Origin of the sequence: Mesorhizobium sp. WSM4313, from assembly GCF_002294725.1 — a bacterium.
Taxonomy (GTDB): domain Bacteria; phylum Pseudomonadota; class Alphaproteobacteria; order Rhizobiales; family Rhizobiaceae; genus Mesorhizobium.
Genome location: NZ_NSFT01000001.1, coordinates 821553 through 842215, shown reverse-complemented (window position 1 = coordinate 842215; position 20663 = coordinate 821553). Strand labels below are relative to the sequence as shown.

Sequence of the window (20663 nt, the reverse complement as noted above, 5' to 3'; positions counted from 1 at the left end):
CTCAGCCCGCAGCCGTTTCGGGACGCGGCATCTTGGTGAACAGCCTGAAGAAGTTCCCGGTGGTGATATCGGCGATCTCGGCCTCGCTGACGCCGATGGTCTCGGCGAGCACCTTGGCCGTGTTCGCGACATAGGCCGGTTCGTTGCGTTTGCCGCGATGTGGGACCGGCGCAAGGTAGGGCGCGTCGGTTTCGACCAGCAGCCGGTCGCGGGGGACGTCGGCGGCGATGGCGCGCAGTTCGGAGGAGTTCTTGAAGGTAAGGATGCCGGAGAAGGAGACATAGCCGCCCAGCGCCACGCCGACTTCAGCCAGCCTGCGTCCCGACGAAAAACAGTGCAGGATAAAGGGGAAGGCGCCCTTCCCTGTTTCGTCCTCGAGGATCGACGCCATGTCGTCGTCGGCATCGCGTGCATGGATGACCAGCGGCAGGCCGGTGCGGCGCGCGGCCGCGATATGGGTGCGAAAGCCTTGCGCCTGCGCATCGCGCGGCGCCTTGTCATAGTAATAATCGAGCCCGGCCTCGCCGATCGCCACCACCTTGGGATGGCCGGAAAGCCGCACCAGCTCGTCAGTGGTGACGTCGAGCTCTTCCGCCGCATTGTGCGGATGGGTGCCGACCGAGCAATAGACCTCATTGAAAGATTCAGCAATTTCAAGGACCTGCTGAAATCGCTTAACCCGCGTCGAGATCGTCACCATGCGGCCGATTCCGGCGGCGAGAGCGCGGGCGACGACAGCCGTCCGCTCCTCGGCGAAGTCCGGGAAGTCGAGATGGCAATGGCTGTCGACCAGCATCAGCTATTGCCATCCTGCTCGACATAGCGCGGAAATACGCCCTCCGGCGCCGGCAAGGCAGTGCCTGGCTCCAGCGCGTGGTTGGCATGGACGTGCTCGAAAGCGCGGCTGTCAGCGGGCACGGCCAACAGGTCGAGCAGCTTGGCCGCCGATCCGGGAATGAAAGGCTGGCAAAGCAGCGTCACCCGGCGCACCAGCTCGGCCGTCGTCCACAGCACGGTTTCCATGCGCTCCGGATTGGTCTTGCGCAGCGCCCACGGCTCCTGAGAGGCGAAATAGCGGTCGGCTTCGGCAACAACGCCGAAGATCGCCGCCAGCGCCAGATGGATGCCCTGCTCCGCCATCGCCCGACGAGAAACGGCCAGCGCTTCGACCGCCTCGTCGAGGATCGCCGTGTCGGCCTCGGTAAGGTCGCCGCGCGCCGGCACCTTGCCGCCGCAGTTCTTGGCAATCATCGACAGCGAGCGCTGCGCCAGATTGCCGAGGCCGTTGGCAAGATCGGCATTGGTGCGGTTGACGATCGCCTCATGGCTGTAATTGCCGTCCTGGCCGAACGGCACCTCGCGCAGGAAGAAATAGCGCACCTGGTCGACACCGTAGTGCTCGACCATGGTGAACGGGTCGATGACGTTGCCGACCGACTTCGACATCTTCTCGCCCCGGTTGAACAGGAAGCCATGGCCGAAGACGCGCTTCGGCAACGGGATTCCCGCCGACATCAGGAAGGCCGGCCAATAGACGGCGTGGAAGCGCACGATGTCCTTGCCGATGATGTGCGCATCGGCAGGCCAAAACCGCCATTTCTCATCGTTTTCATTGGGATAGCCGACGCCGGTGATGTAATTGGTCAAGGCGTCGACCCATACATACATCACGTGCTTTTCGTCGCCCGGCACCGGCACGCCCCAGTCGAAAGTGGTGCGCGAGACCGACAGATCCTTCAGCCCCGATTTGACGAAGCTCATCACCTCGTTGCGGCGCTCGGCCGGACCGATGAAATCGGGCCGGCTCTCGTAAAGCGCGATCAGCCTGTCCTGGTAGGCCGAAAGCCGGAAGAAATAGCTCTCTTCCTCGACCCATTCCACCGGCGTTCCCTGCGGCCCGTAGCGGACATTGTCGGGGCGAACCTCGGTCTCCTCCTCGCCGTAATAGGCTTCGTCGCGCACCGAATACCAGCCGGCATAGCCGCCCTTGTAGATGTCGCCATTGGCCGCCATCGCCTTCCAGATCGCCTGGGAGGATGCATAATGCCGCTCCTCGGTGGTGCGGATGAAATCGTCGTTGGAAGCGTTGAGCGCGGTGGCCATGCGCCTGAACTCGGCCGAGTTGCGGTCGGCGAGCTCGCGCGCCGTGATGTCTTCCTTGCGGGCCGTCTGCAGCATCTTGATGCCGTGTTCGTCGGTGCCGGTCAGGAAGAAGACTTGCCTGCCGTCGAGGCGCTGGAAGCGGGCAAGCGCGTCGGTGGCAATCAGCTCATAGGCATGGCCGATATGCGGCTTGCCGTTCGGGTAGGAGATCGCGGTCGTGATGTAGAATGTGTCGCGTGACATGAATGAACCGTCATGAATGTCTGAATGTGAGTTGTGGCGGTGGATATCGCATCGGGACGTCGATTGCCATCCCGAGGCCAATGCATGCCGCCCAAAACTGGGCCAACGGCATGCATCGAACGAGCCGTCACATTCGCATCGCAGAATTCAGGCGGTCGATCATCGTCAGGGCGTGCTGCTTCTTGTCGAGGTTGTAGGTCTCAGCCTCAGATATCGTGTTCAGCGCCTCGTGCCAAGCCTCGGACAGGGTTTTGGCCCGGGCGAGATCGCCGGCCAGCGCCGCTTCGCTGGCGGCGGCCGAAAGCAGGTCGAGCGCGCGGCGGTTGAAGATGTCGAACTGGATCGCCTGGTCGCGTCCCGCCACGGCCTCGGCCAGACGGTGGGCGCCGGCAATATCGGGCCTCCTGGCCGCCACCAGCGTGTCGAGCGCGCCGGCGATCTCCAGCCCGCCATATTGGGTGAGCAGGATCGCGTTGCGGGCGCTGCCCCCTGCCCGCTCGGCGAGCGCCGCGCGCGCGCCCGGATCGTCCGGCGGCGGCGGCTCGACATTCTCCAGCACCGCCATCAGTTCGTCGGCGGCCAAAGGCGCCAGCCGCACCATCTGGCAGCGCGAGCGGATCGTCGGCAACAGGCTGCCCGGCGCATGCACCACCAGAATGAACAGGGTGCGCGCCGGCGGCTCTTCGAGATTCTTGAGCAAGGCATTTGCGGCGTTGGTGTTCATGTCGTCGGCCGGATCGACGATGACGACGCGGTAGCTGCCGTCATGCGAGGTCATCGACAGGAAGCGGCTGACCTTGCGGATCTCGTCGACGGTCAGCACCGTCTTGAAGCTCTTGGTCTTGTCATTGGCCGGACGGGTGAGGTGCAGCACCGAAGGATGCGCGCCGGTGGCGATCTGGCGAAACAGCGAGGAGGCCGGATCGGGAACGGCAAGCGTGTCGGGCGCCGTCTTGAAATCCGGATATCTCAGAAGATGATGCGCCATGTGGAACGCCAGCGTCGCCTTGCCGATACCTTGGGGCCCGGCGAAAATCAGCGCATGCGGCAGCTTGCCGGTGCGGTAGGCGCTGGCAAGCATCCCTGCCGCCGTCGCGTGGCCGATCAGCCGCGGCGTTTCGGCGGGCTCGGGCACGCCGTCCAGCGTGTCGTGCTGTTCGGGGGCGATGCGTTCGAAGATCATGCCGGCGCCGTCTCAATCCTTTGCGCCGGCATCCGCTCTTCCAGCGCTGCGAAGACGGCGGCGGTGACGACGTTCTCCACCGTATCGGGATCGGCGGAAGCGTCGATGACGATGCAGCGCTCCGGCTCCGCCGCGGCGATGGCCAGGAAAGCCTCGCGCCGCCGCCGGTGGATGGCCAGGGTCTCCTTCTCGAAGCGGTCGGCGGTATCACCGGCGCCGCGCCGCGCGGCGGCCCGTTTCAGGCCCTCAGCGGGATCGATGTCGAAGATCAGGGTCATGTCGGGCATCATGCCGTTGATGGCCACCGCCTCCAGCGCCTTCATGAAATCGGCATCGAGCCCGCCGGTGACGCCCTGGTAGACGCGAGAGGAATCGATGAAACGGTCGCACAGCACGATCGAGCCGCGCTCGACCGCCGGCCGGATGACCTGCTCGACATGGTCGGAGCGCGCGGCGGCGAACAGGATCGCCTCCATCTTCGGGCCGAACGGCTCGGCCGCCCCGGACAGAAGCACATGCCTTACGGCTTCGGCGCCGGGCGATCCACCCGGTTCGCGGCTGACCAGGACCTCGTATTTCTTGGCGCGCATGCGCCGCGCCAGCCGCTCGATCTGCGTCGACTTGCCTGCTCCTTCGCCGCCCTCGAAGGTGATGAAAAATCCGCTCGCCAATCGAGATTGCCTCTGCTCGCGCTGGCCGCTGTCATAGCTCCCGTCCGACAAAAGGTCCACGAACTTGCCCGATCACAAATGTTTCTGACGCAGCCAGCCGACAGCGAGTTCCTTGGCCGCGTCCAACGCGCGCTGCGGCACCGTGCCCACCTTCACCGATTCTGCGGCATAGAGCGGCGTCTGCTGGCTCAGCGTCTCGCCTATCCAAACGCGCAATTCCCCGACCGGTTGCCCCTCCTCGACCGGCGCCGACACCGGACCCTGGTAGACGATCCTGACGGTCAGCTTGTCGCGGTTGGCTATCGGCAGAAAGATGTCCACGGGGCCTTTGGCTTTCAAGGCCAGGCCGGACTTGGCGCCGCCGAAAACCTGTGCTTCTCCGACCACCTCGTCCTTGGCGAAGATCTCGGTCTTCTGGAATGACCGCGAGCCCCATTCGAGCAGCTTGCGCGCCTCTTCGGAGCGCTCGCGGTCATTGGCCAATCCGCTGAGCGCGGCGATCACACGCGTGCCGTTGTGACTGACGGTGCCGACCAAGCCGAAGCCCGCCTGCTCGCTGGCACCTGCCACGAAGCCATCGGCCTCGATGCCCATGGCGATCAGCGGATTGCGGTTCCTCTGCGAGATCTTATTCCAGGTGAAGTCCGGCTGGCCGTAATAGTGGAAGAACTCCGGATAGTCGCGCCACAGATGCAGTGCCAGCATCGTCAGCTCCCGTACCGTCGTCTGCTGCCCGTCGGCCGGCAGGCCTGTCGAATTGACGAAGGTCGATTTCGAGAGGCCGAGCTGGCGGGCGCGATCCGTCATCTGCGCGGCGAAATTCGCTTCCGAGCCCGCCATTCCCTCGGCGAGCACGATGCAGCCGTCATTGGCGGCCTGCACGGTGACGCCCTGGATCAGATCCTCGACGCGGACCTCGGATTTGAGCTTGGCGAACATGGTCGAGGTACCGGACGGCGCGCCGCCGGTGCGCCAGGCGTTTTCGCTGACGACGAAAGTGTCGTCGAGCGTGATCCGCTTCGACTTGATGGCGTTGAAGACCATTTCCATCGTCATCAGCTTGGCCATTGAGGCCGGCGGGATTGGCTTGTCGGGGTCCTTGGCGAAGAGCACCGTGCCGGTGTCGGCATCGATCATGAACGCCTGCGCCGCCTTGGTCTCGAAGAGCTGCGCGCTCGCCGGGGCGGCGCAAAGCAACACCAGCGCCAATCCCAGAAGGCTGGCGAAAGGCAGAAAAATGCGGAACTGCATGAAATGTCGACCCGATCTGAGCAACCCGGAAAGCGCAGAGCCACTCCAGAATGCGCAAAGACTACCCCACGGCCAAGCTATCAGGGTTTTTCCGGCCGGATCAACGGGCAGCGCGAATTTGATCAGTTACGCACAACAAGCGCGTCCGGCGCGCCATGCGACCAGGCTGCCTGGAGCAGGTCGTCGACGCTGCCATGGCCGTCTGGATAGACATTGACCGCATACCAGTCATTGCCGTCGAGCTCGGTGCGCTGGATCTCGGTCCGGCCGAACGGCTCGAGCGCTGCGGCCACACGCTTTGCCTTCGCGGCCTCGTCGAAGGAACCGGCGGCGACATAGTCGGACGCAGGCGTCTGTAGCTCTCGGTTCGATTTCTTCCATGAACGCAGGATATCGGCCGGCGACATGCCGCCGGAATCGAGCGCGGCAAAGACATCGGCGCGCTCTACCCGCTCATCCGCGTAAGACAGGGAGGCCATGGCGAAGGGCGAGTTCGGCGGAAGCGTGAAATCCGGCCGTTCCGGCACGATTGGACCGAAATCCGGCAGCGCGACATCGCTGGCGCCCTGGACGGCGAATGCGGCCGGCTGCACGGCCGGCTGATCCGAAAGCCCCGGCTGCGCTGCAAAGGCCCGCCCCGAATTGGTCAACTCGCCCGGAAACGGCGCGGCGGCCGGAGACGCCGCGACCGGCACGCTCGGCGACGGGCCGTTCATGGCCACCATCACGCCGGTCGGCAGGCCGTCCGAAGGATCCGGCCGGTTGTTGCCGGGATGATAGGAGGCCACCAGATACTGGTCGTCATTGCCGTCGAGCGGCGCGCGGCCGACATACTCCACTTTCACCCTGGCCGTGCCGACCTTGGCATAATCGAGCATCTGCGCCGCGCGTTCGGAAACGTCGATGATGCGGCCTTCGTGATAGGGGCCGCGGTCGTTAACGCGAACGATCACCGAGCTGCCGGTCTCCAGATTGGTGACGCGGGCATAGCTCGGCAGCGGCATCGTCGGATGCGCTGCCGTAAGATGCGTCATGTCATAGACTTCGCCATTGGCGGTCAGGCGGCCATGAAACGCATCGCCGTACCAGGAAGCCAGGCCGACCTTGGCGTAGCCCTTGTCTTCCTTGGGATAGTACCACTTGCCGCGCACCTGATAGGGCTTGCCGAGCTGGTCGCGGCCGCCGCCGCGCCGCATGAACTGGACACGCGGGCTCGCCTTCACGCCATATTCGGATTCGGCGAAATATTCCTTGGAGCGGGCCTTCTTGTAGACCATTCCCTTCGGTTCGGGTTGCGAGGCGCAGGCAGCCAGCAGCAGGCCCGAAAGGGCGCACAGGGCGAAAGCGGAAGCGCGACGAAGACGCGGGCGCGTCAGGGTCTGCATGTCTCGATTGTCCCCTACCGTGCTGTCACCAGACGGGGCCAGAAGTCGCCCGCCAGGCCAACACCTTGATCCCCAATCCCTTTTGCACAGGAATTGCTTATCACGATGTTAATCGATTATGGCCACAACAGGGCGAGATTGTGGCATATGCCCGTCCATACGCCCTGCAAGCTGCTATCACAGGCTTTGCCGGCGGCATCAACGCCGACGGAAGGGATTATCGGCACGCTAAGTTCGCGATCAGCCGACAAATCCGTTATGACGGCGGTGGCGGTGGTGGTTCGGACGAAACCTGCTGCGCCGTCGCGCGCGACAGGATCTCGCGCTTCGTCAGGATCGGCTTCTCATAGCTCTTCTTCACGATTTCCCCCTGCTTGAATATTAGCAATCCGAGATTGACCGACCTTTCGCCGAATTGTCAATGCAGCTCCGGTCCATGGAATGCTCGCGGTTCTCGAGGCTCCCACCGAGCGGTTCCTCGCGCCTGATTGGTTCCTTGCGATTGACGGTCTTTGCGCGACGCACTAGAGCATGGCTCGCAGTCGTACCGGCATGGCAATCGCTGCCAACGGGACCATGATGGAGGGATGGCCGAGCGGTTTAAGGCACCGGTCTTGAAAACCGGCGTGGGCGCAAGTTCACCGTGGGTTCGAATCCCACTCCCTCCGCCAGATGCTGTTGCCGGCTTTCGAGCGAATCTCGGCCTCTCCGCGCTTCTCACCGGTTCAGCTTGAACCAACATCAGCGCCATAGCTCTGCAAGCTGTCGCCGAACTTGCCGTCGAAGGCTGCGAACATGGAGGTGTTCGAACCCCATTTGGACCGAAGCGGTTCCTGAACGCCGAGGCATGACGGTCAACCGTTGGTAAAGTACCGTTTATTTGATTTATCGGACAAAATATGCTGCTTGTCGCGCCCATGAAAAAGCTCTGCCTGACGGTTCTGGCGTCGCTGACGCCGGTCTTCCCGGCCAAGGCGATGGACAATGCGTTGCGCGCCGGCCTGATGAAACTCGATCCGCAGACTCGCCTCGAGCAGCGCTGCGACGCCGAGGTGCTCGACCGGATCAGCCACGACGATCGCAACTACAAGGCCGACCGCGTCGTGGCCTACGCCTTCGCCACGCCGCAGATGAGCGCCGATGCCATCAAGAGCTCGGGCGCCGCCTTCCGCAGCAATGGCCAATGGTACCGGCTGAAGTTCAAATGCCAGACCGCGCCGGACCATATGCAAGTGCTGCAGTTCCGCTACAAGATCGGCGACGAAATCCCGGAATCCGACTGGGCCAAATATAATCTCTACGACTAGAGCAATTCCAGGAAAAGTGCGTAGCGGTTTCCCGTCCGGAATTGCGTCAAAACAAAGAGATAGAGCGGTTCGCCGTTTCCGTGAAACGGTGAAACGCTCTGGTTTTCGGCCTCGCCAGCTTGCCGGCGATCACCCTAGATCCTTGGGGACTTGCGCTGCCGGCCTTGTTTTCCGGCGATGTCCAACCCTGCGTCTTGACGCCGATGGACCGTGCCTTTAGGCCCGTCCCGGTAAAGGGCTACGCTCATTTCAGGCAAGGATTTCTAGTCGATGGAAATATTCACTGCCGCAGGCCTTTCGGCTCTTCTCCAAGTCGTTGCAATCGATCTCGCGCTTGCCGGCGACAACGCAATTGTGATCGGCCTCGCGGCAGCCGGCCTTCCCGTCGATCAGCGCAAGCGCGCCATCCTGGTCGGCATCGCGGCGGCCACCGTCCTGCGCATCGTCTTTGCCTTGATCACGCAATGGCTGCTGAGCATCGGCCCGATGCTGCTCATCGCCGGCGGGCTCCTGCTTCTGTGGGTATGCTGGAAGATGTGGCGCGAGCTGCGCGTCAGCCACGAGGATGAGCGCGACGCGACAGAAGCGCTGTCGAACGGCGATTATAACAAGGACGGCAAAATCGCCGGCAAAGGCCCGCGCAAGACCTTCTCGCAGGCTGCCTGGCAGATCGTCATCGCCGACGTCTCGATGTCGCTCGACAACGTGCTCGCCGTCGCCGGCGCAGCCATGAAGCATCCCACGGTGCTGATTATCGGACTGGTCCTTTCGATCGCGCTGATGGGCTTTGCCGCATCCTTCGTCGCGCGCCTGCTGCACAAATACCGCTGGATCGCCTATGTCGGCCTGCTGATCATCCTCTATGTCGCGGTGAACATGCTTCTGGGAGGCGCCGTGCAGCAATTTCCCGACCATTTTGCTTTCCTGGCGCCCTGGTTCGGATCGGACGGCCACTGACGCTCTTTCAAGGCGAGCATCTGCCGCCTCGCCCCTTGTCATGGCCGGCTGGCAGGTTTGCTTCTGTGCCGAAGCGTGCTATTGCGCCGCGCGAAATGGCTCAAAGCCGCGCGCCGTAGATCGATCTTCGGAGCCTGAAGCTCCTCGATCTCGCCCTCATCTCTTGGAAAACAAATTTATGTCCGCCCCACGCGTCAGTTTCGTCAGTCTTGGATGCCCGAAGGCGCTCGTCGATTCCGAGCGCATCATCACGCGGCTGCGCGCCGAGGGCTACGAGATCGCACGCAAGCATGACGGCGCCGACCTCGTCGTCGTCAACACTTGCGGCTTTCTCGATTCCGCCCGCGACGAATCGCTCAGCGCCATCGGCTCCGCGCTTTCCGAAAACGGCCGCGTCATCGTCACCGGCTGCCTCGGCGCCGAGCCGGAGGTCATCCGCGAAAAGCATCCCAACGTGTTGGCGATCACCGGCCCGCAGGCCTATGAAAGCGTGATGGCGGCGGTGCACGAGGCGGCGCCGCCCAGCCACGATCCCTATGTCGACCTGTTGCCGCCGCAGGGCGTGAAGCTGACGCCGCGCCACTACGCCTATCTGAAGATTTCCGAGGGCTGCAACAACCGCTGCACCTTCTGCATCATCCCGGCGTTGCGCGGCGATCTCGTCTCGCGCCCGGCCGCGGACGTGCTGCGCGAAGCCGAAAAGCTCGCCAAGGCCGGCGTCAAGGAGATCCTGGTCATCTCGCAGGACACCAGCGCATACGGCATTGATATCAAGTACCAGACGTCGATGTTTGGCGATCGCGAGGTGCGGGCGAAATTCCTCGACCTCGCCGAGGAGCTCGGCAAGCTCGGCATCTGGATACGCATGCATTATGTGTACCCCTACCCGCACGTCGCCGATGTCATTCCGCTGATGGCGGAGGGAAAGATCCTCCCCTATCTCGACATTCCCTTCCAGCACGCCTCGCCGCAGGTGCTGAAGAACATGCGCCGGCCCGCACATGGCGAAAAGACGCTGGACCGCATCCGCGGCTGGCGCGAGGTCTGCCCGGATCTCGCCATCCGCTCGACTTTCATCGTCGGCTTCCCCGGCGAGACCGAGGACGATTTCGAGATGCTGCTCGACTGGCTGGACGAAGCCAGAATCGACCGCGCCGGCTGTTTCAAATATGAGCCGGTCAAGGGCGCGCGCTCCAACGATCTCGGACTGGAGCAGGTGCCGCAGGAGGTCAAGGAAGCGCGCTGGCACCGCTTCATGCAGCGCCAACAGAAGATCTCGGCAACGCAGCTCGCCAAGAAAGTCGGAAAGCGCCTGCCGGTGCTGATCGACGAGGCGCATGGCACATCCGGCAAAGGCCGCACCAAATACGACGCGCCGGAGATCGACGGCTCCGTGCACATCCAGTCGCGGCGGCCGCTGCGCGCCGGCGAGATCGTCACCGTCAAGATCGACCGCGCCGATGCTTACGACCTTTACGGCTCGGCGGTCTGACAGCCCACGCGTACCCACGCAGCTTAAAAAAGGGCGCCTGGGGCGCCCTTTTTCGTTTCGGTTCAGCGATTTGCCGCTTACTGCGGCAGCTTGTCGTCGATGCCCTTGACGTAGAAATTCATGCCGAGCAGCGTGCCGTCGTCGGCGACCTCGCCGTCCTTCAGCCAGGGCGAACCATCCTGCTTGGAGACAGGTCCGGTGAAGGGGTTCCAGCCGCCGGCGATCTTCTTCTCGGTCGCCTCGGCCATCGCCTTCACGTCGTCAGGCATGTTGGTGTAGGGGGCGAGCTTGACGGCGCCGTCCTTGATGCCGAGCCAGACATTGTCAGGCTTCCAGGTGCCGTCGAGCGCCGCCTGGACGCGGCTGATGTAATACGGGCCCCATTCGTCGGTCAGCGAGGTCAGCTGCGCGTGCGGTGCAAACTTGATCATGTCGGATGACTGGCCGAAGCCGTGCAGCTTGCGCTCCTCCGCGACCTGCAGAGCGGCGGTCGAGTCGGTGTGCTGGACGATGATATCGGCGCCCTGGTCGAACAGCGCCTTGGCGGCGTCGGCTTCCTTGCCGGGATCGAACCAGGAATTCACCCACACAATCTTCACCTTGAAGTCGGGATTGACCGACTGCGCGCCGAGCATGAAGGAATTGATGCCCATCACCACTTCCGGGATCGGGAAGGAAACGATGTAGCCGGCGAGGCCCTTCTTCGATTCCTTGGCCGCGATCTGGCCGAGCACATAGCGGCCTTCATAGAAGCGGGCGTTGTAGATGCCGAGATTGTCGCCGGTCTTGAAGCCGGTAGCATGCTCGAACATCACCTTGGGAAACTTCTTGGCGACCTTCACTTCTGCATCCATGAAGCCGAAGGAGGTGCCGAAGATGATCTTGCACTTCTCGCGCGCCAGGCGTTCGAAAGCGCGGTCGGCGTCGGGACCCTCCGAGACGTTTTCGAGATAGGCGGTCTCGACCTTGTCGCCGAGCGCCTTCTCGACTTCGAGCCGGCCTTGGTCGTGCTGATAGGAGTAGCCGAAGTCGCCGATCGGACCCGTGTAGACCCAGCAGGCCTTGAGCTTGTCGGCGGCCTGGGCGGTTGCCGCCAGGGACATGGCCGCGGCCGTGGTCATCAACGCAATAAGCAGTTTTTTCATTGTGTTACCTCTCTGAGTTAAGCCTTGGAGCTTCCCGTCTTTTTGTTGTTGTCAACGATCCGGAACAAATGGCTGCCCCAACGAAGCCGGCGTGTTCATCATCGTCAGCCGCTTGTTGCGCGAGATTAGAACGAGAACCACGATGGTTGCCAGATAGGGCAGCGAAGAAAGAAACTGCGAAGGCACCGGAATGCCAAAAGCCTGTGCATGAAGCTGGCCGATCCATACCGCGCCGAAGATATAGGCCCCGGCCAGCACCCGCCACGGACGCCAGGAAGCGAACACCACCAGCGCCAGCGCGATCCAGCCGCGGCCCGCGCTCATGTTCTCCACCCATTGCGGCGTGTAGACCAGCGACAGGTGCCCGCCGGCAAGGCCGGCGCAGGCGCCGCCGAAGATCACTGCGAGATAGCGGTAGCGGATGACCTTGATGCCGAGCGCATGCGCCGAGGTATGGCTGTCGCCGATCGAGCGCAGCGTCAGGCCCGTGCGCGTCTTGAACAGGAACCACATCACCGCCGCGGTCAGCGCGATCGAGATGTAGAAGACCGGGTCCTGGCCGAAGACCAGCTTGCCGACCACCGGGATCGAGCTGATCCCCGGGATGTCCAAATTAGGCAATCTCACACCCGGCTGGCCGACGAAGCTGGTGCCAATCATGCCGGAGAGACCGAGGCCGAGCAGCGTCAGCGACAGGCCGGTCGCCACCTGGTTGGTCGCGAGCGACAGCGTCATGACGGCGAACAGCAGCGAGAACAGCGCGCCGACGATGATAGCCGCGAGCAGGCCGATCCACGGCGACCCGGTGAGATAGCCGGCGCCGAAGCCGCCGACGGCGCCCATGATCATCATACCCTCGACGCCGAGATTGAGCACGCCCGAGCGCTCGACAACCAGCTCGCCGATCGCCGCGATCAGAAGCGGCGTCGCCGCGGTCGCGATGGTCAAAAGGATGTTGATGGTGATGTCCATCAGCGGGCCTCCCCGAGCTTGGGCGCTGCTTCGAGCTGCGCCGCGCCCTTCGACTTCGTCAGCGCCATGCCGATCAGGCGGATGCGGTAGTGGATGAGCGTGTCGCAGCCGAGCACGAAGAACAGAAGCATGCCCTGGAAGACGCGCGCCACCTTGTCGGAGATGCCGAGCGCGCTCTGCACCGCCTCGCCGCCGAGATAGGTCAGCGCCAGCACCAGGCCCGCCGCGACGATGCCCAGCGGATTGAGGCGCCCAAGGAAGGCGACGATGATGGCGGTGAAGCCGTAGCCGGGCGAGATCACCGGCTGCAACTGGCCGATGGCGCCGGAGACTTCCGAGATGCCTGCCAGACCGGCCAGCGCCCCGGACAGAAGGAAGGCGAAGAACACCATCTTGTTGAAGCCGAAGCCGGCAAAGCGCCCTGCCCTTGGGCTTGAACCCAGCACGCGGACCTCGAACCCTTTCAGCATGCGGCTCATCATCAGCCAGATTGCTACCGCGGCGACCAGCGCGAAGACGAAACCCCAATTGGCGCGGCCGGCATCCGGCATCAACTCAGGCAGCACGGCGGAATCGCCGAACTGGATGGTTTGCGGGAAGCCGTGGCCTTGCGGATCGCGCCAGGGGCCGCGCACCAGCCAGTCGAGGAAAAGCTGCGCGACATAGACCAGCATCAGGCTGGTGAGGATCTCATTGGTGCTGAAGCGCGTCTTCAGAAGCGCCGGGATCGATGCGTAGAAGGCGCCGCCGAACATGCCCAGCAAAAGCATCAGCGGGATCACCAGCGGGCCTTCGAATTGCGGGAACAGCACCGGGATGATCGAGCCGAAGATCGCGCCGAAAATGAACTGGCCTTCGGCGCCGATGTTCCAGATGTTGGCCTTGTAGCAGACCGACAGGCCGACCGCGATCAGGATCAGCGGCGCTGCCTTGATCGCGAGCTCATGCAACTGCCAGACCTGGCTGATCGGCTCGACGAAATAGATCTCGAAGGCGTTGAGCGGATTGACGCCGAGCAGCGCAAACATGATGGCGCCGGCAATGATCGTCAGCGCGAAGGCGATGAAAGGCGACAGCATCGAGAACAGCGCCGAGCGCTGCGGGCGTTTGACAAGTTCGATGCGCATCATGCGACCTCCAAGCTGTGTTCGGCATGGCCGGGCTCGGCGCCGCCCATCAACAGGCCGACCTTCTCGAAAGTTGCCTCGGCAATCGGCAGCGGCGTCGACAATTCGCCGTTGTGCATGACGGCGATTGCGTCCGACAGCTCGAACAATTCGTCGAGGTCCTGGCTGATGACCAAGACAGCGGAGCCGCTGCGGGCAAGCTCGATCAGGGCCTGGCGGATATGAGCGGCAGCACCGGCGTCGACGCCCCAGGTCGGCTGGTTGACGATCATGACGCTCGGCTTGCGGTCGAGCTCGCGGCCGACAATGAATTTCTGCAGATTGCCGCCCGACAATGCGGCGGCCTCCGGATCGGGCGCGCTCTTGCGCACGTCCATGGCTTTAATGATGCGCTGGGCAGCGCTGTAAACCGCGCCGTTCTTCACCGTGCCGCCCGAACCGACGAAAGCCTTGCCGTCGGTGGCGTGACGAGACAGAAGCAGGTTCTCCGAAAGCTTCATGCGGGGTGCTGCGCCATGGCCGAGACGCTCTTCCGGCACGAAGGCGGCTCCCATCAGCCGCCGGCCGGTGATCGAAAGGCCGCCGGCGTCCTTGCCGCGAATGCGCACGGAACCGGTATCCTGCTGCAGCACTTCGCCGGAGACGGATTCGAAGAACTCGCCCTGGCCGTTGCCGGCCACACCCGCGATGCCGATCACTTCGCCGGCACGTACGGTGAGATTGATGTTCCTCAGTGGGATGGCGAACGGCGTCGCCGGCTTGCGGCTGAGGCTGCGGATTTCCAGCAGCGCCGGCGCCGTTTCGATGCCTTCCGCCGGCGCACGCACCACCGCCTTCACCTCGCTTCCGACCATCATGCGGGCAAGCGATGCGGCCGTCTCCTCACGTGGATTGCAGTGGCCGACGACCTTGCCGTGGCGAAGCACCGTGGCGCGGTCGCAGATGCGTTTGACCTCTTCCAGCCGGTGCGAGATGTAGAGGATCGATTTGCCTTCCGAGCGCAGGCGCTCCAGCGTCTCGAACAGCTTGTCGGCCTCCTGCGGCGTCAGCACCGAGGTGGGCTCGTCGAGGATGATGAGCTGCGGCGTCTGCAGGAGGCAGCGGATGATCTCGATGCGCTGGCGTTCGCCGACGGAAAGATCTCCGACCAGCGAGTCCGGATCGAGCGGCAGGCCGTAGCTGTAGGACAATGCCCTCGCCTTCGCCGCGATGCTGCTGATCGGCGAGCCGTCATTGAGCGAAAGCGCGATGTTCTCGGCCGCCGTCAGCGCTTCAAACAGCGAGAAATGCTGGAACACCATGCCGATGCCGAGCTTCTTGGCCGCGCCCGGGCTGGTAATCTTGACCGGCTTGCCGTCCCAGAAGATCTCGCCTGAGTTCGGCTCGAGCGATCCGAACAGCATCTTGACCAGCGTCGACTTGCCGGCGCCGTTCTCGCCGAGCAGCGCGTGGATCTCGCCTTTTGCGATGTTGAGATCGATGTGATCGCACGCCGTCAGCGTGCCGAATATCTTGGTTAGGCCGCGAACCTCGAGCAGGTTCGCCCTGTCATGATTTGCACTCACAGTGCCTCCCATCCGGCTTCCCAGATATGTTCTGTGTTCCCGAAAGCATGGTATGCGCGGCCGGCTCCAGTCGGAAAGCAGCACCCGACTTGAAAGAGCTTCAAGAATTTCAGCGGAAACTCAAGGGCTAAGATAGATCTCTTGAGAACAACGGCAAAATCCGCATCCCTTTTCAGGCAAGCCGTGCCTTCGGGCTCGGCAAGCCGCTGAAAAACAAGGCAGCCCGAAAGAGCACCGTGCCGAAGGGTGTAAAGCGGTTTTCCGTCCGGAATTTGCGATAGAGCGGTACGCCGCTTCCGTGAAGCGCTTTAGGGAATGAGGACGGTCGTTCCCGTCGTCTTGCGGGCCTCGAGATCCGCTTGCGCCTTTGCAGCATCCTTCAGCGCATAGCGCTGGTTGATCTTGATCTCGACGGCGCCGCTCTTGACCACGTCGAAAAGCGCTTCGGCCGACTTCACCAGATCCTCGCGCCTGGCATTGTAGACGAAGAGCGTCGGCCGGGTCGCATAGAGCGAGCCTTTCTGCGCCAGCAGCGATATCGAGAAAGGCGGGATCGGCCCCGACGACTGGCCGAAGCTGACGAACATGCCGAGCGGCCGCAGGCAATCGAGCGATGCCGGAAAAGTGTCGGCGCCGACGGAATCGTAGACGACGTCGCATTTCTTCCCGCCCGTCAGCGCCTCGACGCCGGCGACGAAATCCTGCTCTTTGTAGTTGATGACGTGATCGAACCCATGCGCCCGCGCAAGTTCGATCTTGTCGGCGGAACTCGCGGTGCCGATCACGGTCGCGCCGAGATGCTTTGCCCATTGCCCGAGGATCAGGCCGACGCCGCCTGCGGCTGCATGGTAGAGGATCGTGTCGCCCGCCTTGACGGGAAAGGTGCGGCGCAAGAGGTATTCGGCCGTCATGCCCTTCAGCATCATCGCCGCCGCTTGCTCGTCGCCGATACCGTCCGGCACTTTAACCACACGGTCGGCCGCGATCACCCGTTGCTCAGCGTAAGCCCCGACATTGACGGCATAGGCGATGCGGTCGCCGGGCTTCAGCCAGTCGACGCCGGGGCCGAGCGCCAGCACGACGCCCGCTGCCTCGCCGCCTGGGATCAGCGGAAAACCGCCAAGTGGCGGATAAAGCCCGGAGCGATAGTAGACGTCGATGAAGTTGAGGCCGATTGCCGTGTGCCCGACCAGGATCTGACCTTCTCCCGGCTGGCCGGGGTCGGCGTCTTCATAGGCCAGGACTTCGGGGCCGCCATGGGCGTGGATGCGGATTGCCTTAGACATCGCTCAACTCTCTGAAGGGTAAGTGCACAAATCTGGAAACATGATTGCGAAAGGGAGAACCGATTTTCGGAAAATCATGCGCCGATATACAGCTAGGGCCAGGATGACCATTCAGCCAAAAATATCCTGATCCAGGATCAGGACTTCTTGGCGCCCAGATTGGGAAACATCTGCATGATGCCTCCGATGCAGGCGAGATAGAGGCCGGTGATCGTGATGCCGATCTTGGTGAAGTTGCTGACCTGCTCTCCCAGCACGCCGATCTTGTCATAGAAGGCGGCAAGTGCTGCCTGCGCCAGCGCCAGCGCGCCAAAGGCGCACCACAAAAGCGTCATAAAGAGGTTGACCGGCCTCAGCCGCACCACACGCACCGGATGAATGAAGTTGATCGGCACGAAGGTCAAAATGCCGGCAACCACCACCACGGCGAAAGACACCCATTGCCCAGGCTCAATGACGAAGAGCGTGAACACCACCATATTCCAGACGACGGGAAACCCTTTGAAGAAGTTCTCCTTCGTCTTCATGCCGGTGTCGGCATAGTAGATCGCGCTGGAGACGACGATGATGGCCGCCGACAGGAAGGACAGATTCTCGCCCATGAAGCCGCGCTGATAGAGCGCGAAGGCCGGGATGAGCACGTAAGTGACGTAGTCGATAATGTTGTCGAGGAGTTCGCCCGACCATGTCGGCAGGATTTCCTTGACCTCGAGCTTCCTGGCGATCGGACCGTCGATACCATCGACGAACAGCGCCAGCCCCAGCCACCAGAACATCGCCGTCCAGCGTTGCTCGCTCGCCGCGACCAGCGACAGGAAGGCAAGGAACGATCCCGACGCAGTGAGCAGATGCACGGAGAACGCGCGCGCCTGCGGCCACGTCACCTTCTTCTTCGGCAATGGGATCCGTTGCGCGATCTTCTTTGCTGCCTTGCCGGCCCTTGTGTTCTTGCTCACGGTCCCCGCCAGTCCAGCTTGCAGATTTCGGCCGAGCGGCCGGCGAAATTCCAGTTGCGGCCGAAGGCGCGCATCTTGCTCTTGTCGGACTTCGCCACGATGATTTCCGGCGCGATCCAATATTCCGAATTGGCGATCACCGTATCTTTCTCACGGTCCTTGCCGGGAATGGGCGTCACTGCGCCGTCGATAATCTTGGGAATCTGGAAAACGCGCGTCTTGTCGCGCGTCTCGTAGGTGATCGGCACCTGCTCGACGCCGAGGAATTTCCCGACGAGGATCGACAACAGCGAGGTGGTGCCGCCGGCCTTGCCGGTGAAGATCTTGGTTAGCGCCTTCGCCGCATAGATCGAGGCGCGCTTGTCGATGAACAGGCCGGCCGTCCAGTTGCCGCGGCTCATATAGCCGGGAATTTCCATGATCAGGCCGAGATTGAGGCCCGACAATTCGACCTCGCCGAAATGGCCCGCATCGATGCGGAAGCCTGCCCATGTCTGGCAATAGCCCTCGGTCGGCGGATGGCTGCCAAGCGACAGCACGCAGGGACAGAAAACCGTGCAATTGCAAGAGAGTACCAGCTCCCCTTTCATTGCCCAGCTTTGGTCGGTCATCGAATTCTCCCTCACGCCGAAACTAATAGCAGGGCAGCCGCCCACACAAGCAGTATCGCACCGGCAACACGGCTGGCCACCCTGCCGGCGGTCTGTCTTTCGATCAGCGTGAACAGGCCGATCAGTGCCATCCAGAAGACGTTCATCGCCCCGACCGCAAACATCACCAGCATCAGCGCCCAGCAGCAACCGAGGCACCAGACGCCCTGTTCCAGGCCGAGCCGGAAGATGCGGCCTGGTTTCGCGCTCCACCTGGCGAACAGGATCGAGAACGGATTGCGGCACTTTTCCAGGCATGCCTGTTTCAGGCCGCTGAATTGATAGAGGCCGGCGACAAGCAGCGCGATAGCGCCGGCAAGCCCGACGGCGGGGTCGAGCATCCGGCCGGAACCGGCAAATGCGTACACCGCGAGCGTCAGCACGCTGAAACCCACGGATGCGCCGAGCCATGTGGCGAGGTATCCGGCGACAAGCACCAACGGATGAACGACTGGTTCGCCTTTGATCCTCGCCGTGTCGGCGATTTCGCAATAGGTGCGGATCAGCGGCGCCGCCGAAGGCAACATCGTCGCCACGGCCATCAGGAACCACATCAGCACAAGCGCCGCCGCTTGCAGGCCGGCCAGGCCGGCAAGCGGCGCCGGCGCGAGGCAAAGAGCGAAGAACCGGTCGAGAAAATCCGGCAACGGCAGGCCCGGCAGATTTTTCAGCAGCATATCGCCGGGGGCGCCGACGGGGTTGCCTTCAGCGCCGCGTATCGCCATTGCGCCGAGAAGCAACCACGCAAGGGCGATGCCGATACCGATCGTGAGCATGACTGCGAGGCGCGGGCTGCGCGCCACGCCAGCCGTGGCGCGGCCGGCGCGGTCGAGATGGCTGAAATCATGCTGCTCGCCGCTCATGGCAATCGAATGGGCTGAATCGCCGCGTTGATCAAGCCGGCCAATCTGCCCTATATCCGGACAAAGGCCCGACGGGTCGCCTCGCATTGTGGAAGCCTGGCGTGGAGCACAACGACAAAGCCCGCATCCTGGTTGCCGGCAGCGGTCCGGCCGGCTTGATCGCCGCGCTCGGCTTCGCCGAGGCCGGCTTCGAAGTGACGCTGGTCGGCCCTGAGGCCAACACCGCCGACGGCCGCACCACCGCCCTCATGAACCCCGCCCTGAAAGTCCTTGAACGACTGGGCATCCTTGGCGAACTGAGGCCGCAGGCCGCGGCGCTCAAGGTGATGCGCATCGTCGATGCCACAAGGCGGCTGATCCGAAGCCCAACCGTGACCTTTCGCGCCAGCGAGATCGGCGAGGAACAATTCGGGCTCAACCTGCCGAACAAGGCCCTGATCACCATTCTTGCCAAGGCGGTTTCAGCTCATCATCGCATTCACTGGCTGAAATCCACCGTCGAGTCATGGCGCCTGGACGCCGATCGGGCGCATGCCCGGCTGGCCGACGGCAGCGAACTCTCAGCATCGCTTGCTGTCGCCGCCGACGGACGCCTGTCGCTGGCGCGGGAAGCCGCCGGCATTCGCGCCTTTGCGCGTCCCTATCCGCAGTCGGCGCTTGTGCTCAATTTCGGCCACCGCAGCGAGCACGGCTTCGTTTCAACCGAGTTCCATACCGAGACAGGGCCGTTCACGCAGGTGCCGCTGCCCGGCAGGCGCTCGAGCCTTGTGTGGGTGGTGAGGCCGGAGACCGCGCGGGAGCTTGCCGCGCTCGACGATGCAACCTTGTCGGGGCGTATCGAGGAGCAGATGCAATCGATGCTTGGCCGGGTCTCTGTCGAGCCGGGCCGCCAGATCTATCCTTTGTCGGCCGCCTCGCCCGGTCGCTTCGCGCAAAACCGCGTAGCCCTGGTCGGCGAGGCAGCGCATGTGTTTCCGCCGATCGGCGCGCAAGGCCTCAACCTCGGCATCAGGGACATCGACGATCTGATTGGAATCGCGAGTGAAAACAGCAATGATCCAGGATCGCGCCGAAGCCTTGCCGCCTATGACACGAGGCGCCGGCCTGACATTTGGGCGCGCAGCGGCGCCGTGAACCTGCTCAACATGTCGCTCTTGTCCGACATGCTGCCGGCGCAGCTGGCGCGCAGCGCCGGCCTTAGTGCGCTTGGCGGCTTCGCGCCGCTGCGCGCCTTCTTCATGCGCGAGGGGCTGCGGCCGGGCAGCGGCTTTCGCGCCATTGCCGGCGGCCTAAGAAAAGAGGTCGGCCGGTAGTATTCCAAGGCCGATGATGCCGGAATTTTTTCGCTCAGGCGGGAAAACTCCCGCGCGGGCTAACCCGTTGCTTCAGCCAAGATCAAGCAGTTGGCTATTGAACTGCGGCCGCGTCTGCGCCAAATAGGCACCAGCCGAAAGTCGGGGTCGATTTTTGGTCCGGTGATGTGTAAATTCAAGGCCTTAGGCGCCTT

Annotated in this window: 19 protein-coding genes and 1 tRNA gene; 6 read left to right on the top strand and 14 right to left on the bottom strand. The window is 63.2% G+C overall.

Annotated features, from left to right (window positions below; all coding sequences use genetic code 11):
* Window position 1 precedes the first annotated feature (1 nt).
* The 6 genes from CK219_RS04170 to CK219_RS04145 all read right to left on the bottom strand — a co-directional run bounded on the left by CK219_RS04170 (window position 2) and on the right by CK219_RS04145 (window position 6836).
* Window positions 2-796 carry a TatD family hydrolase gene (locus tag CK219_RS04170; RefSeq protein WP_095765441.1) on the bottom strand — a complete coding sequence of 265 codons (795 nt, stop codon included), beginning with the start codon at window positions 794-796 and terminating at the stop codon, window positions 2-4.
* Window positions 796-2346 carry a methionine--tRNA ligase gene (gene metG / locus CK219_RS04165; RefSeq protein ID WP_095765440.1) on the bottom strand — a complete coding sequence of 517 codons (1551 nt, stop codon included), beginning with the start codon at window positions 2344-2346 and terminating at the stop codon, window positions 796-798. Before metG ends, CK219_RS04170 begins: the two co-directional genes overlap by 1 nt.
* A 127-nt stretch (window positions 2347-2473) precedes the next feature.
* The gene (locus CK219_RS04160) at window positions 2474-3529 is read right to left on the bottom strand and encodes a DNA polymerase III subunit delta' (RefSeq protein ID WP_095765439.1); all 1056 of its coding nucleotides are present in this window, start codon (window positions 3527-3529) and stop codon (window positions 2474-2476) included.
* The gene (gene tmk, locus CK219_RS04155; RefSeq protein ID WP_095765438.1) at window positions 3526-4200 is read right to left on the bottom strand and encodes a dTMP kinase; all 675 of its coding nucleotides are present in this window, start codon (window positions 4198-4200) and stop codon (window positions 3526-3528) included. The genes CK219_RS04160 and tmk overlap by 4 nt, the downstream gene beginning before the upstream one ends.
* 72 nt (window positions 4201-4272) lie before the next feature.
* Window positions 4273-5451 carry a D-alanyl-D-alanine carboxypeptidase family protein gene (locus CK219_RS04150; protein WP_095765437.1) on the bottom strand — a complete coding sequence of 393 codons (1179 nt, stop codon included), beginning with the start codon at window positions 5449-5451 and terminating at the stop codon, window positions 4273-4275.
* A gap of 122 nt (window positions 5452-5573) precedes the next feature.
* On the bottom strand, window positions 5574-6836 hold the full coding sequence (locus tag CK219_RS04145) for a septal ring lytic transglycosylase RlpA family protein (RefSeq protein ID WP_095765436.1): 1263 nt from the start codon (window positions 6834-6836) through the stop codon (window positions 5574-5576).
* Between the two features lie 65 nt (window positions 6837-6901).
* Between CK219_RS04145 and CK219_RS31610 the strand changes: the two genes are divergently transcribed.
* From CK219_RS31610 to rimO, 5 genes are all read left to right on the top strand, one after another.
* Window positions 6902-7186, top strand: coding sequence for a hypothetical protein (locus CK219_RS31610; protein ID WP_176476924.1), 285 nt, complete (start codon window positions 6902-6904; stop codon window positions 7184-7186).
* Between the two features lie 231 nt (window positions 7187-7417).
* A tRNA-Ser gene (locus CK219_RS04140) sits at window positions 7418-7507 on the top strand.
* A 228-nt stretch (window positions 7508-7735) separates the two neighbouring features.
* Window positions 7736-8143: a DUF930 domain-containing protein gene (locus CK219_RS04135; RefSeq protein WP_176476923.1), complete on the top strand. Its 408-nt coding sequence runs from the start codon at window positions 7736-7738 to the stop codon at window positions 8141-8143.
* A 270-nt stretch (window positions 8144-8413) separates the two neighbouring features.
* Window positions 8414-9100 (top strand): TerC family protein, encoded by a 687-nt coding sequence (locus CK219_RS04130; protein WP_095765435.1) that lies wholly within the window; start codon window positions 8414-8416, stop codon window positions 9098-9100.
* A 178-nt stretch (window positions 9101-9278) separates the two neighbouring features.
* Window positions 9279-10592, top strand: coding sequence for a 30S ribosomal protein S12 methylthiotransferase RimO (gene rimO, locus CK219_RS04125; RefSeq protein ID WP_095765434.1), 1314 nt, complete (start codon window positions 9279-9281; stop codon window positions 10590-10592).
* Window positions 10593-10669: 77 nt separating this feature from the next.
* Here rimO and CK219_RS04120 read toward each other — a convergent pair whose 3' ends face one another.
* From CK219_RS04120 to CK219_RS04085, 8 genes are all read right to left on the bottom strand, one after another.
* On the bottom strand, window positions 10670-11737 hold the full coding sequence (locus CK219_RS04120; protein WP_095765433.1) for a BMP family ABC transporter substrate-binding protein: 1068 nt from the start codon (window positions 11735-11737) through the stop codon (window positions 10670-10672).
* Window positions 11738-11788: 51 nt separating this feature from the next.
* Window positions 11789-12709, bottom strand: a complete 921-nt coding sequence (locus tag CK219_RS04115; protein WP_095765432.1) for an ABC transporter permease — start codon at window positions 12707-12709, stop codon at window positions 11789-11791.
* Window positions 12709-13839 (bottom strand): ABC transporter permease, encoded by a 1131-nt coding sequence (locus tag CK219_RS04110; RefSeq protein ID WP_095765431.1) that lies wholly within the window; start codon window positions 13837-13839, stop codon window positions 12709-12711. Before CK219_RS04110 ends, CK219_RS04115 begins: the two co-directional genes overlap by 1 nt.
* The gene (locus CK219_RS04105) at window positions 13836-15413 is read right to left on the bottom strand and encodes an ABC transporter ATP-binding protein (RefSeq protein WP_176476922.1); all 1578 of its coding nucleotides are present in this window, start codon (window positions 15411-15413) and stop codon (window positions 13836-13838) included. Before CK219_RS04105 ends, CK219_RS04110 begins: the two co-directional genes overlap by 4 nt.
* 296 nt (window positions 15414-15709) lie before the next feature.
* Entirely contained in the window at window positions 15710-16687 is a 978-nt protein-coding gene (locus CK219_RS04100; protein ID WP_095765430.1) for a quinone oxidoreductase, read from the bottom strand.
* A gap of 137 nt (window positions 16688-16824) precedes the next feature.
* Window positions 16825-17643, bottom strand: a complete 819-nt coding sequence (gene pcsA, locus CK219_RS04095) for a phosphatidylcholine synthase (protein WP_176476921.1) — start codon at window positions 17641-17643, stop codon at window positions 16825-16827.
* Entirely contained in the window at window positions 17640-18254 is a 615-nt protein-coding gene (locus CK219_RS04090; RefSeq protein WP_095765429.1) for a DUF1326 domain-containing protein, read from the bottom strand. The genes pcsA and CK219_RS04090 overlap by 4 nt, the downstream gene beginning before the upstream one ends.
* 11 nt (window positions 18255-18265) lie before the next feature.
* Complete coding sequence (locus CK219_RS04085) at window positions 18266-19156, bottom strand: DUF2182 domain-containing protein (RefSeq protein ID WP_176476920.1); 891 nt, start codon at window positions 19154-19156, stop codon at window positions 18266-18268.
* Between the two features lie 101 nt (window positions 19157-19257).
* On the opposite strand from CK219_RS04085, the gene CK219_RS04080 reads away from it, so the two are divergent.
* The gene (locus CK219_RS04080; protein WP_095765427.1) at window positions 19258-20469 is read left to right on the top strand and encodes a UbiH/UbiF family hydroxylase; all 1212 of its coding nucleotides are present in this window, start codon (window positions 19258-19260) and stop codon (window positions 20467-20469) included.
* The last annotated feature ends 194 nt before the right edge of the window (window positions 20470-20663 follow it).